The organism is Microbacterium sp. SORGH_AS_0888 (assembly GCF_030818905.1).
Taxonomy (GTDB): Bacteria; Actinomycetota; Actinomycetes; order Actinomycetales; family Microbacteriaceae; genus Microbacterium.
In genome coordinates this window covers 3,277,773-3,290,673 of record NZ_JAUTAZ010000001.1, presented here as the reverse complement: position 1 = coordinate 3,290,673, position 12,901 = coordinate 3,277,773, and the positions used below count along the sequence as shown (strand labels likewise).

The following is a 12,901-nucleotide window of genomic DNA, read 5'->3' as shown; positions in this document are numbered from 1 at the left end:
TCTTGACGACGACGGCCGAGACGAAGACGATCGCGAGCGAGGCGAGCGAGAGCAGCCCCACGAAGAAGAGTTCGAGCGCGACGAGGTCCATGCACTCATCCTACCGCGCAGGGATCACAGTCCGCGCAGCAGGACCACGAGTGCGGCGACGGCCGAGATGACACCGAGGATGAGCAGCGACCCGAGCACCGTGATCGCCGTGCGCCGGATGAACCGCTGCGCCCGACCGTAGGCGAGCTGGACGATGAACGCGGCGATCAGCGCGATCCCCAGCGTGAGGGTGATCCACGAGGACTGCCAGTGCAGCGGCACGAAGAGCACGATGCCGACACCGGCGAGCGCCGTCGCGATCCAGACCCCGACGATCCCGCCGGTGGGCCTGGGAGGGACGAGTTCTGGCGCGGTCATTCCGCCATTCTCGCGTACCCGCGAGGCATTCGCACGCGCAGACCACGAGCCGAGGGTCGCGCAGCGCCTAAGATGAGGGTCGATGCGGCTGAAGACCGCCGGGAGGACTCCATTGGCACAGCTACTCGTCCTGAGCTCTGCGCAGACCGGAACACCGGTGCTGCCCTCGCTCGAGTTGCTTTCGCACCGTGTGCGTCAGATCCCGGCTGAGCCCGCTCAGCTGGTGAACGCACCGAGTGCCGACGTCGTCTTCGTCGACGCCCGTCTCGATCTCGTCGGCGCCAAGTCGCTCTGCAAGATCCTCAACACGACGGGCCTGGACGCTCCGCTCGTGCTGATCGTCACGGAGGGCGGCCTGACGGCCGTGTCGACGGACTGGGGCGTCGACGACGTGATCCTCGTGGGCGCCGGCCCCGCCGAGGTCGACGCCCGGATCCGGCTCGTGCTCGGCCGCCGCAGCGCGGAACAGGTCTCGACCCGCATCCAGACCTCCGGCATCTCGATCGACGAGTCGTCCTACTCCGCCAAGGTGCACGGCCGCCCGCTGGACCTCACCTACAAGGAGTTCCAGCTCCTGCACTTCTTCGCCACGCACCCGTCTCGTGTGTTCACCCGGGAGCAGCTGCTGAGCGAGGTCTGGGGCTACGACTACTTCGGCGGCACGCGCACGGTCGATGTGCACGTGCGGCGACTGCGGGCCAAGCTCGGCGACCTGGAGCAGCTCATCGGCACGGTCCGCAACGTCGGCTACCGCTTCAACGTGTACGAAGAGGACCAGGTGCCCGTGCCCAAGGAGCGTTCCGGGGCCTGAGGCCGCGGACATCCGTTCACACGCCGGTCACCCTCGACTGCAATGATGAGGTGGTGATGGAACAGGACGTGCTGGATGCCGGCCTCGGCGACGCGGACGACGACGACTTCGACGAGATCAGCGAGGCCGAGGACGCAGAGCTCCCCGAAGGGCGCTACCTCGACCGGGAGCTGAGCTGGCTCGCGTTCAACCAGCGCGTGCTGGAGCTGGCGGAGGACCCCAACCTCCCCGTGCTCGAGCGGACCAACTTCCTCGCGATCTTCGGCAGCAACCTCGACGAGTTCTTCATGGTGCGCGTGGCCGGCCTCAAGCGCCGCATCATCACGGGCCTGGCCGTTCCCACCAACATCGGCCGTTCGCCCGCCGACGTCCTGGGCGACATCTCGCAGGCCGCGCACGCGTTGCAGCTGCGCCACGCGGAGGCATGGCAGGAGCGGGTCAAGCCGGCCCTGGCCGAGGCGGGCATCGAGGTGCTCAGCTGGAACGAGGTCGCCGAGGAGGATCGCGAGCGGCTGTACGAGTACTTCCAGGCGCAGGTGTTCCCGGTCCTCATGCCGCTCGCCGTCGACCCCGCCCATCCCTTCCCGTACATCTCGGGGCTGTCGCTGAACCTGGCGATCCGCGTGCGCAACGCGAAGACAGGACGGCAGGAGTTCGCGCGACTCAAGGTCCCGCCGATGCTCCCCCGCTTCGTCGAGGTGTCACGCACCGGCGAGCACGTGCGCTACATCGCGCTCGAGGACCTCATCGCCAACAACCTCGCCGATCTGTTCCCCGGCATGGAGATCCTCGACCACCACGCGTTCCGGCTCACCCGGAACGAGGACATGGTCATCGAGGAGGACGAGACCGAGAACCTCATCCAGGCGCTCGAGGCCGAGCTCCTGCGACGCCGGTTCGGTCCCCCCATCCGGCTCGAGATCACCGACGACATGGACGAGCTCACCCTCGACCTGCTCCTGAAGGAGCTCGACATCACCGAGCAGGAGGTCTACCGCCTCCCCGGGCCGCTCGATCTGCGCGGGCTGTTCGACCTCGGTCGCATCGATCGGCCGGAGCTGCACTACCCGCCGCACGTGCCGACCACGGCGGTGGCGTTCCAGCCGGGCGACAACAACGAGCGCCCCGACATCTTCGCCGCGATCCGCAAGGGCGACGTGCTCGTGCACCACCCCTACGAGTCGTTCGCGACGAGCGTGCAGGCCTTCCTCGAGCAGGCGGCCAAGGACCCGCACGTGCTCGCGATCAAGCAGACCCTGTACCGCACCTCGGGCGACAGCCCCATCGTGCAGGCGCTCATCGACGCGGCGGAGGCGGGCAAGCAGGTGCTCGCGCTGGTCGAGGTGAAGGCGCGCTTCGACGAGGCGAACAACATCGTGTGGGCGCGCAAGCTCGAGAAGGCGGGCGTCCACGTCGTCTACGGCCTCGTGGGACTGAAGACCCACTGCAAGCTGGCGCTCGTCATCCGCGAGGAGAAGGGGTCGCTGCGCAGCTACTGCCACGTCGGCACCGGCAACTACAACCCGAAGACCAGTCGCGTCTACGAGGACTTCGGGCTGTTCACGGTCGACCCCGAGGTCGGGCGCGACCTCACGCGTCTGTTCAACGAGCTCAGCGGCTACGCGATCGAGAAGAAGTTCAAGCGGCTCCTGGTGGCACCTCTGCACCTGCGCAAGGGCCTGCTGCGGCAGATCGACCGCGAGCGGCGACACGCGCTGGCGGGCAAGCCGGCCGGCATCCGCATCAAGGTGAACTCGATGGTCGACGAGCAGATCATCGACGCCCTGTACCGGGCGAGCCAGGCAGGCGTGCCGGTCGAGGTGTGGGTGCGCGGCATCTGCAGCCTCATGCCGGGCGTCCCCGGGATGAGCGAGAACATCACGGTGCGCTCGATCCTCGGCCGTTACCTCGAGCACTCGCGCATCTTCGCGTTCGAGAACGACGGCGATCCCGCCGCGTTCATCGGCAGCGCCGACATGATGCACCGCAACCTCGACCGCCGGGTGGAGGCGCTCGTGCGCCTCGTCGCGCCGGAGCAGATCACGGAGCTCAACGATCTGTTCACGCTCGCGATGAGCGAGCAGATCGGCTCCTGGTGGCTGGGCCCGGACGGCGTGTGGACGCGGCATCACCTGGATGCCGAAGGCCGCCCGCTCGCGGATCTGCAGGACGTGACGATGGCCAACGTGCTGCGCCGTCGGCGTCCCCGGACGGTGCGATGACCGACACCGCCGTCTACGCCGCGGGCGGGGTCGTGTGGCGCCTCGTGGAGGGCAGGCTCAGGATCCTGCTCATCCACCGCACCCAGTACCGCGATGTGACGCTCCCCAAGGGGAAGGTGGACCCCGGCGAGACGCTCGTCGAGACCGCGGTGCGCGAGATCCACGAAGAGACCGGCATCCGGGTGCATCTGGGGCTGCCGGTCGGCGTCTCCCGCTACATCATGCCCAAGGGCCGCGAGAAGATCGTGCACTACTGGGCGGCCGAGGCGACGGAGGACGCGATACGGGCGTCCGACTTCGTGCCGAACAAGGAGATCGCGGCGCTGGAGTGGGTCACCCCGAAGCGGGCCCTCGGCTATCTCAGCTACCCGGTCGACGTCGAGATCGTCGAGGCGTTCCTGACGTTCGCCGACGACGGCGTCCTCGAGACGTTCCCGGTCATCGCCCTGCGCCACGCGAAAGCGCTCGCCCGGAGCGAGTGGGGCGGCTCGGACGCGACCCGTCCGCTGACCGATCGGGGCAGGAGACAGGCGAAGGCGATCGTGGGGCCGCTGCGCGCGTACGGCGTGCGACGCATCCTGTCCAGCGACGCGACCCGATGCATCGAGACCGTCGATCCGCTCGCACGAGCGCTGAAACGGCCGATCCGGCTGGTCCCGGAGATCAGCCAGGACGCATGGGAGGACGGTGCCTCCGACGCGCGAACGGTCGTCGGCAAGCGCGTGCGCGCGCGCAAGCCGGCCGTGCTGTGCAGCCACGGCCCGGTGCTGCCCGACATCCTGAACGAGCTGGCGCTGGCGACCGGGACGCTGCGGGGCTCCTACCTCGGAAGCGCGTCGAGCCTGGAGGTCGGGGGGTTCTCGGTCGCGCACCTGTCGCGGACCAATCCCGGTTCCGGGATCGCGGCGATCGAGACCGTGCTGCCGCAGGTGTGACGTGGCGAGGGCACTGATCGCCTGGCGTCAGGTGCCCGAGGGCGTCGACCGGCGCGAGGTGTCGCGGGCACTCGTGCGCGAGCTCGCCGGCGCCCCGCTCGAGCTCGTGCAGCGCTGCGCGCGCTGCGGCGCGGAGGACCACGGGCCGCTGCGGGTCGTGGGCCGGGGACCGCAGGTGTCCGTCGCCTACGCCACGAGCCGGACGGGCGCGCCGACGCTCGCGGTCGCGGCCGTCGGCGCGGGCCCCGGGGCCATCGGGGTGGATGCCGAATACACCGTGGATGCGGTGCGCGAGCGCGCGGGCGTCGGACCGGTCCTGGGCCGGGCGGGTGCCGACATCCGGGACTGGGTGCGCGTGGAGGCGGCGCTGAAGGCCGACGGCCGCGGGCTCCTCGTCGACGTCGGCTCCGTGCGGGTGTCGGGCTTCGGCCGGCGATGGCGTGCCCGCGTTCCCGGCCGCGCTGCGCCCGTGGTCGGTCGCGACATCGCCGTCGCCGTCGGCGTGCTGATCTCGCTCGCCCGCACGACCCCGTGACCCCGTCCCTCTCCCTCCCGCGAGTCCACACGCGTGCGCCGATTCCACACCCCCGCGACCCATATCGGGCGTGGATTCGGGAGAGGCGGGAGGCGGTTACGGGAGGGCGGGGAGGGGGAGGTCGTCGAGCCAGACGTGCAGCGTCTCGACGGCCTCGTCGGGCGCGCGGAGGGCCAGGAGCGCACGAAAGTCCTCCGTCGTCACGAGGCCGTGCCGGTGCTCCGCGCACCACTCGCGCAGCAGCGCGAAGAACGCCGCATCTCCCAGCCGACGGCGCAGCGCGTGCAGGGTGAGCGCGCCGCGCTTGTAGACCCTGTCGTCGAACATCAGGTCGGGACCCGGGTCGGCGAGCAGCAGATCCTGCGCCTCCTCACGCAGTCGCGCGTGGTGGTGACGGGCGCTCTCCTCCGCGGTCGGACCGCCCGCGGCCTCGGCCCACAGCCACTCCGCGTAGCACGCGAAGCCCTCGTTGAGCCAGATGTCGCGCCAGCGCGCGATGCCGACGCTGTTGCCGAACCACTGATGCGACAGCTCGTGCGCGATCAGCCGCTGCTCGGAGGGATGCAGGTGGTTCGCGCCGAACACCGCGAGGCCCTGCGCCTCGAGCGGGATCTCCAGGTCGTCGGCCGTGACCACGAGGGTGCAGCTGACCTGCGGATACGGCCCGAACGCCTCGGCGAAGAGCTCGAGCATCCGCGGCACGTCCGCGAACGCCCGGCGCGCATCCGCCGCGAGCGCGGGCGGGGTCGCGAGGATCCCGGGGATCCCCGCCGGCAGCTCCAGCTCCTCCTCCCGGTACGCGCCGATGTGAACGGCGGCCAGGTAGGTCGCGGTCGGCACGTCGCTCTCGAACACGGCCGTGCGACGGCCACCACTGCGCGTCGTGCCGAGGGGGCGACCGGTGGCGACCGCCGTGTACTCGGCATCCGTGGTCACGGCGATGCGAAAACGCGCACGATCGTCGGGACGGTCGTTGCAGGGGAACCAGGTGGGCGCTCCCGTGGGCTGTCCGGCCACGAGCGCTCCGTCGGTGAGCTCCTCCCAGCCGATCGCCCCCCAGCGCGAACGTCGCGGGGCCGGGCTGCCGGCGTAGGCGACCTCGATCGAGAACCGCTCCCCCGGCTCGACGACGGCCGGCGCCGTGACGCGGAGCACTCGCGGTCCCTGCGTGAACGCGGAGCGCCGATCGCCGTCGACCCGCACCTTCGTGGCGCGCAGCCCGACGAGATCGAGCGCGAACGAGCGCGTGGCGATCAGCGCCACGGCGTTGATGATCGCGCGTCCCTCGAGCCGGTTCGTGCGCACGCGGTAGTCGATCTCGAGGTCGTACGACTCGACACGGTAGGCGCGGTCCCCGCTCTGCGGCGCGTAGCCGTCCCCCGTGCCCGTCATGAGGTCGACTGGTACGGGCGCACGCGCACGGCTCGCCAGGGGCCGATCGGGTTCCCGCTCCAGCGCGACCCCACCGGCACGGTCTCCCCGCGCATGACGAGGGATGCGGGGCCCACGGTGGCGTGCGCACCGATCGTCGCCGCGGGCAGGATCACACTGTGCGGGCCGAGCGTGGCACCCGGCTCGAGCTCGACGACATCCATGCTCATGATTCGATCATGGAAAAGGTGGGTCTGCACGACGCAGCCCCGGTTGACGGTGGATGCGTCGCCCAGGGTCACGAGGTCCGGCTCTGGCAGCCAGTAGCTGTCGCACCAGACGCCGCGGCCGATCCGCGCGCCGAGCGAGCGCAGCCAGACGGCCAGCGCCGGGGTGCCGGCGGCGGCACGGGCGAACCAGGGAGCGGCGACCATCTCGGTGAAGGTGTCCGAGACCTCGGTGCGCCACACGAAGCTCGACCACAGCGGCTTCTCCCCGGCACGGATCGGACCCACGATCAGCCACTTCGCCGCCGTCGTCACGCCCGCGGCCACGGCGCCCGCGGCGAGCATGACGATGCCCGAGAGGAGCGCCGCGAGACCCGCGCCGACGGCCGCTGCGAGCGCGGCGAGCGCGAGGAGGACGCCGAGCCCCAGGGCGCACGTGGCCACGACCGGCACGAAGCGGCACAGCTCCCAGAGCGTGCGGGCCAGCCGCAGCCCGGGCGTCGGGCGATAGGTGCGGCTCTCGTCGGCCTCGCCCACGACACGGCGCAGGCGCACGGCGGGCGAGCCGAGCCATGACGAGCCGGGCTTCGCCTTGACCGGCGCCGACGAGAGCACCGCGACCAGCCCGTCGCGGGGCACGCGATGGCCCGGTGCCGCCATGCCGGAGTTGCCCAGGAAGGCGCGCTTGCCGATGCGGACCTCGCCGATGCGGAGCCAGCCGCGCCGCAGCTGGTACGACGCCACCATCGTGTCGTCCGCGAGGAAGGCGCCGTCCTCGATGCGGGCGAGCGAGGGCAGGAGGAGCACCGTGGAGGCCTCGACGTCGCGCCCCACGCGGGCGCCGAGCATCCGGAGCCACACCGGTGTGAACAGGCTCGAGTAGAGCGGGAACAGGATCGTGCGCGCCGAGTCGAGGAGTCGCTCGATCGTCCACGCCTGCCAACCGACCCGGCTGCGCACGGGACACGTGCCCGGTGCGAGACCGATCGAGAGCAGACGCACGAACAGCACGACGGCGCCCGCGAACACGAGACCCGCGACCACGACGGCTGGCACGAGCAGCGCGAACGCGGCGCCGGCCGCGTCGCCGAGCGTGTGCGCGTCGCGCATCCCGGCCGCGAGCACCAGCGCCCCGGCGACGAACGCGACGACCGGCAGCAGCGCGAGCGCGAAGGCGGATGCCGCATACGCCCACATCCAGGCGTGCGGCGCGGGTGCACGCTCCGTGGGCCAGCCCGCGTCGACGGAGCCGACGCGCACGGCGGGCGAGCCGGCCCACGACTGGTCCGCCTTGACGCGGCCGAACACCGCCGAGCCCGGGGCGACCTCGGCGCGCTGGCCGATGCGGGTCCCCGGCGCGAGCGTGCTGCGCGCCCCGACGGAGGCCTGGGCGCCGATGCGCACGCCGCCGACGCGGACGACGTCCCCGTCGATCCAGTAGCCGGAGAGGTCGACCTCCGGCTCGACCGAGGCGCCGTCGCCGATCTCGAGCATGCCGGTGATGGGCGGCAGGGTGTGCATGTCGACATCCCGCCCGATCTTGGCGCCGAGCGCGCGGGCGTAATAGCTCACCCACGGGGCGCCCGCCAGGCCGACGGCGTCGATCTGATCCGCGATCTGCTCCGCCAGCCACAGGCGGAGGTGGACCTCTCCGCCGCGGGGGTAGTCGCCCGGACGCAGTCCCGTCAGCAGCAGCCGGGCCGAGAGCACCGCGATCGCCATCTTGCCGAAGGGGGTCGCGAACACGACCAGGCCGATCACCAGCGTCCACCAGGGGGCGGTCGGCAGGGCGTCGATGCCGAAGACGGCGTGGAGGAGGGTCCCGGCGGTGAGCACGTACAACAGCCAGCGCACGCCCGTGAGGATGAGCAACGGCGCCCCGAGCAGGGTCTGCACCCACTGCGTCGCCCGCGGAGTCGGCGACGGCCGGTGGAACCCGGTCGCCTCATCGGCCGCGGCGAGGGGCCCGAGCGCCGTGGCCATCGCGCCCAGCCGGGGGATGTCGTAGATGTCGGCGACCGAGAACTCGGGAACGCGGAGCCGGATGCGTGAGACCAGCTGCGCCGCGGCCAGGGAGCCGCCACCGAGGTCGAAGAAGTCCGCATCCGAGCCGGGGACGGGAAGCCCGAGGACGGCCTGCCACTGTTCGGCGAGCCATGCCTCGGCCGGTGTGAGGCCGGCGACCGGCGTCTCGCTGCCCGGCAGCGGCCACGGCAGGGCGGCGCGATCGACCTTGCCGGAGGTGCGCACGGGCAGCTCGTCGACGACCCCGAGCAGCGGCACGATGGCCGCGGGCAGGCGCTCGGCCAGCGACAGCCGCGCGGCCGCCCTGTCGAGTCCGGCCACGGGGTCGGCGAGCACGAGGTATCCGACGAGCACCGGCACGCCTGCCTCGCTGCGCTGCACGGCGACGGTCGCCGCGCTCACGCCCGGCAGGTCCTGGAGGGCCGCCTCGACCTCCCCCAGCTCGATGCGGCGGCCGCCGACCTTGACCTGGTCGTCCGCGCGGCCCTGGAACACGAGGCCCTCGGGGTCGTACCGCACCAGGTCGCCCGAGCGGTAGGCACGCTCCCATCCGAGCTCGGGCATCGGGGCGTACTTCTGCGCATCCTTCTCGGGATCGAGGTAACGGGCGAGCCCGACGCCCCCGATGATGAGCTCGCCGACCTCGCCCGGCGCGACCCGGCGACCGTCCGCATCCACGACGGCGAGCGCCCAGCCGTCGAGCGGCAGGCCGATGCGCACGGGCACGGAGCCGTCCAGCAGCGCACCGCACGCGACGACGGTGGCCTCGGTGGGCCCGTACGTGTTCCACACCTCGCGGTCGGCCGCCGCGAGCCGCGCGGCGAGCTCGGGCGGGCAGGCCTCGCCGCCGAAGATCAGCAGGCGCACGTTCTCGATCGACTCGGGGGGCCACATGGCGGCGAGCGTCGGCACGGTCGAGACGACCGTGATGCCCTGCCGGATGAGCCACGGCGCGAGGTCCTCGCCCGAACGCACGAGCGCGCGCGGCGCCGGGACGAGGCAGGCGCCGTGTCGCCAGGCCAGCCACATCTCCTCGCAGGAGGCGTCGAACGCGACCGAGAGCCCGGCGAGCACGCGATCGCCGGGGCCGAGGGGCACCGTCGGCAGGAACAGCCGCGCCTCGGCGTCCACGAACGCGGCGGCGGAGCGGTGCGAGACCGCCACGCCCTTGGGCACGCCGGTCGAGCCGGAGGTGAAGATGATCCACGCGTCGTCGTCCGGAGTCGGGGTGGGAACGGCCAGGATCGCCTGCGTCGACGGATGCGGCGACTCGCCGTCGAACAGGGCGGCCGGCGCCGCGCCGACGCCCGGCTCGTCGTCCGCGGTCGCGATGAACTCGCCGTCGCCGCCGATCACCCCGCGCACGCCGGCCTCGCCGAACACCAGCCGAGCCCGCTCATCGGGGTCATCGGCGTCGACCGGAACGTAGGCGGCGCCCGCGGCGAGCACGCCGAGGATGGCGGTGTAGAGCTCCTTGGAGCCGGAGGGCATCCGCACGCCGACGCGATCACCGCGCCGCACGCCGGCCTCGACCAGCCGGGTCGCCGTGCGCGAGACCAGCGCGAGCAGCTCGCGGTAGCTGATCGCTCCGGAGCCGTCGTCGATGGCCGACGCCTCGGGGTGGCGGCGGACGGTGTCGGCCAGGACGTCGATCAGCGTTCGTGGGGCCGCCGCTCGCGCAGTGCGGTCGAGCTCGGTCTGCAGGGCCATAGAGGGGAAGGATATGGGGCGCGGGTGAACGGGCGGTGTCCCACGCCGGGGCGCCGCCCAGCGTTGGTCATTAGGATGTCCGGGTGCCGATTCCCCGCCGACTCCGGGACAGCGCCGTGCTGGGGCTCGCGACTCTCGTCGCCGCCACCGGCTGCACCGCGACCGTTTCACCCACCGTGCCGTCTTCGCCGACCCCTTCGCCGACCGCGACCCCGTGGACCCCGACGGGTGTCGTCGCGTCCCTCTCGGGCGCCGGGCCCGCCCCGCTGTCGTCGACGATCGACATGTGGCGTTCGGGCCTCGCCGCCTCCAACCCGGACATCTCGCTCGCATACGAGGACGCCGAGTCGCCGGCCAGCCGCGGACGCTTCGCCGCGGGCGTCGACCAGTTCGCCCTCTCCTCTCGTGCGTTCACGGAGGCCGAGCGTGCTGAGCTCGAGTTCACGGGCTGTGCCGCGGACGCCTCCCCGACCGCGACGGCCGCGCCCGAGAAGGTGCAGCCGACGATCGTCCAGGTGCCGGTGTCGGTCTCGTCCATCTCGGTCGTGTTCCGCCTCGACGGCATCACCGAGCTGAACCTGGACGCGGCGACCCTCGCCGGCATCTACGCCGGCCGCATCACCGTCTGGAACGACCCGGCGATCGCCGCATCCAATCCGGACGTCGAGCTGCCCGATCTGCCCATCACGGCCGTGCACGTCGGCCAGGCGTCCGGGCTCACCCAGAACTTCACGGACTACCTCTCCGCCAACACCGACTCGGTGTGGACCAGCGGCGCCGTCGAGCGCTGGCCGCTGCACAACGGGCTCGCCGCGCCCGAGGCCCGCGACGTCGCGAGCACGGTCGCCGCGCGCGAGGGCGCCATCGGCTACGCCTGGACCGCGGATGCGGGCGACGCCCACGTCGCGCGCATCGCGAGCCTGTCCGGCTACGTCGCTCCCTCGGCCAGCGGAGCGCTCGCCACGGTCGGCAACTCCGAGCTGCGGACGGATGCGCTCGGCACCACGCTCACGGTCGTGGTCGACCGCTCCCCCTCGGTCGAGGGCGCGTACCCGCTCGTGTCGGTCGACTACCTCATCGGCTGCGCCGAGTACCCCGATGCTGCGACGACCGACGGCTTCCGCGCTCTCGCGCTCGCGGCGACGGCGGCCCGCATCCCGGCGGAGGACGCCCAGACGGGACTGCCCGCCTCGGTGCGCACCCCCGTACGCGACCTCCTGGCCGCCATCCCGCAGCCGGGCGCCTGAGCATCGTGGGAACTGCGGATGCGCGACACGCATCGGCTTCCCACCGTTTACCTCTCGTTCACTCTGACGGCCCACTTCGGCCAGACGGCGTGTTTAGCGTCATGGCGAGCCCTGCACCGGGCCGAACAAAACCCTGACACGTGAAGGAAACTCACAGTGAAGATCACCCGCATCGCCCAGGTGGGCGCCATTGCGGCCGTCGCGGCCCTCGCGCTCGCCGGTTGTGCCTCGAACTCGAACGGGGACTCCCCGGCATCCACGTCCTCCTCCTCGGCCGTCACGGCGCAGCTCGACGCCTCACTGACCGGCACGATCACGGCGGGCGGCTCCAGCGCGCAGTCCAACGCACAGGCCGCGTGGACGAGCGCCTACAACGCGCAGGTCAAGGGCGTCACGATCAACTACGACAAGTCGCAGGGCTCGGGCGGCGGCGTCACCAACTTCCTCAGCGGCGCGTACGACTTCGCCGGCTCCGACTCGCCGCTCAACGCGGACCAGACCACGCAGTCGAAGCAGCTGTGCACCGAGGGCGGCGTCAACATCCCGATCTACCTCGACGGCGTCGCGATCATCTTCAACATCCCCGGCGTGACCCAGCTCACCCTGAGCGGCGAGACCATCGCGAAGATCTTCAACCTGCAGATCACCGACTGGTCCGACCCGGCCATCACGAAGGACAACGGCACGGCGCTCCCCGCCGGCGCGATCACCACGGTGGCGCGTTCGGACGGCTCCGGCACGACGCAGAACTTCACCAACTACCTCGCCGCGACCCAGTCGGCCGCGTGGCCCTACAAGGCGGACAAGAACTGGCCCGTCACCGGCAACGTCTCGCTCCAGAAGGGCGGCTCGGGCGTCGTCCAGGCCGTGCAGGCCGGCACCGGCACGATCGGCTACGCCGACCACTCCGCCATCGGCAGCCTGAGCTCCGCAGCGATCCTGCAGAGCGGCACCGCCATCCCCTTCAGCGCCGACGCGGTCACCAAGACGTTCGCCGTCGCTGCCGTCGACGCCTCCAACGGCGTCCCGGGCGACCTGTCGAAGAAGTTCGACTACAGCAAGCTGACCGCCGAGACCTACCCGATCCCGCTGGTGTCGTACGCGATCCTCTGCTCCACGTTCAAGAACGCCGAGCAGGCCAAGGTGACGACGTCCTACATCGGCTACATCGCCAGCTCGCAGGGCCAGGCGATCGCCGCCAAGAACGCCGGTTCGGCGCCGCTGCCGGAGAGCGTGCTCGCCGACGCCGCGAAGACCATCGCCGCGATCAAGTAACTCCCACCGAGCCGGGCTCGCCCTCCCTTCGAGGGCGAGCCCGGCTCAGCCGGTTCCCCGGGCGTCTGCGCGGTGAACGGGCTGAGCCGGCACATCGTCGCTCGGATCAGAAGAACGAACCTCGAGAAGGAACCC

9 protein-coding genes are annotated in these 12,901 nt (G+C 71.7%); 6 read left to right on the top strand and 3 right to left on the bottom strand.

What is annotated here, in order from left to right; genetic code table 11:
• Window positions 1–114 precede the first annotated feature (114 nt).
• A complete protein-coding gene (locus tag QE381_RS16075; RefSeq protein ID WP_307219786.1) occupies window positions 115–408 on the bottom strand; it encodes a hypothetical protein in 294 nt (97 codons plus the stop codon).
• 112 nt (window positions 409–520) lie between these two features.
• Here QE381_RS16075 and QE381_RS16070 point away from each other — a divergent pair, with 112 nt between their 5' ends.
• From QE381_RS16070 to QE381_RS16055, 4 genes are read left to right on the top strand one after another with little or no spacing between them, the layout of a single operon-like run.
• Entirely contained in the window at window positions 521–1,219 is a 699-nt protein-coding gene (locus QE381_RS16070) for a winged helix-turn-helix domain-containing protein (protein ID WP_307220569.1), read from the top strand.
• A gap of 56 nt (window positions 1,220–1,275) precedes the next feature.
• Entirely contained in the window at window positions 1,276–3,441 is a 2,166-nt protein-coding gene (locus QE381_RS16065; protein ID WP_373426960.1) for an RNA degradosome polyphosphate kinase, read from the top strand.
• The gene (locus QE381_RS16060) at window positions 3,438–4,376 is read left to right on the top strand and encodes an NUDIX hydrolase (RefSeq protein WP_307219782.1); all 939 of its coding nucleotides are present in this window, start codon (window positions 3,438–3,440) and stop codon (window positions 4,374–4,376) included. The genes QE381_RS16065 and QE381_RS16060 overlap by 4 nt, the downstream gene beginning before the upstream one ends.
• A gap of 1 nt (window position 4,377) precedes the next feature.
• Entirely contained in the window at window positions 4,378–4,911 is a 534-nt protein-coding gene (locus QE381_RS16055; RefSeq protein WP_307219780.1) for a chemotaxis protein CheY, read from the top strand.
• A gap of 96 nt (window positions 4,912–5,007) precedes the next feature.
• Here QE381_RS16055 and QE381_RS16050 read toward each other — a convergent pair whose 3' ends face one another.
• Complete coding sequence (locus QE381_RS16050; RefSeq protein ID WP_307219778.1) at window positions 5,008–6,303, bottom strand: M1 family metallopeptidase; 1,296 nt, start codon at window positions 6,301–6,303, stop codon at window positions 5,008–5,010.
• The gene (locus tag QE381_RS16045; RefSeq protein ID WP_307219776.1) at window positions 6,300–10,244 is read right to left on the bottom strand and encodes a Pls/PosA family non-ribosomal peptide synthetase; all 3,945 of its coding nucleotides are present in this window, start codon (window positions 10,242–10,244) and stop codon (window positions 6,300–6,302) included. Before QE381_RS16045 ends, QE381_RS16050 begins: the two co-directional genes overlap by 4 nt.
• A gap of 83 nt (window positions 10,245–10,327) precedes the next feature.
• Between QE381_RS16045 and QE381_RS16040 the strand changes: the two genes are divergently transcribed.
• Together QE381_RS16040 and QE381_RS16035 are read left to right on the top strand one after the other, a co-directional pair.
• Window positions 10,328–11,491: a substrate-binding domain-containing protein gene (locus QE381_RS16040; RefSeq protein ID WP_307219775.1), complete on the top strand. Its 1,164-nt coding sequence runs from the start codon at window positions 10,328–10,330 to the stop codon at window positions 11,489–11,491.
• Window positions 11,492–11,647: 156 nt separating this feature from the next.
• Window positions 11,648–12,766 carry a phosphate ABC transporter substrate-binding protein PstS gene (locus QE381_RS16035; protein ID WP_307219773.1) on the top strand — a complete coding sequence of 373 codons (1,119 nt, stop codon included), beginning with the start codon at window positions 11,648–11,650 and terminating at the stop codon, window positions 12,764–12,766.
• Window positions 12,767–12,901 lie beyond the last annotated feature (135 nt).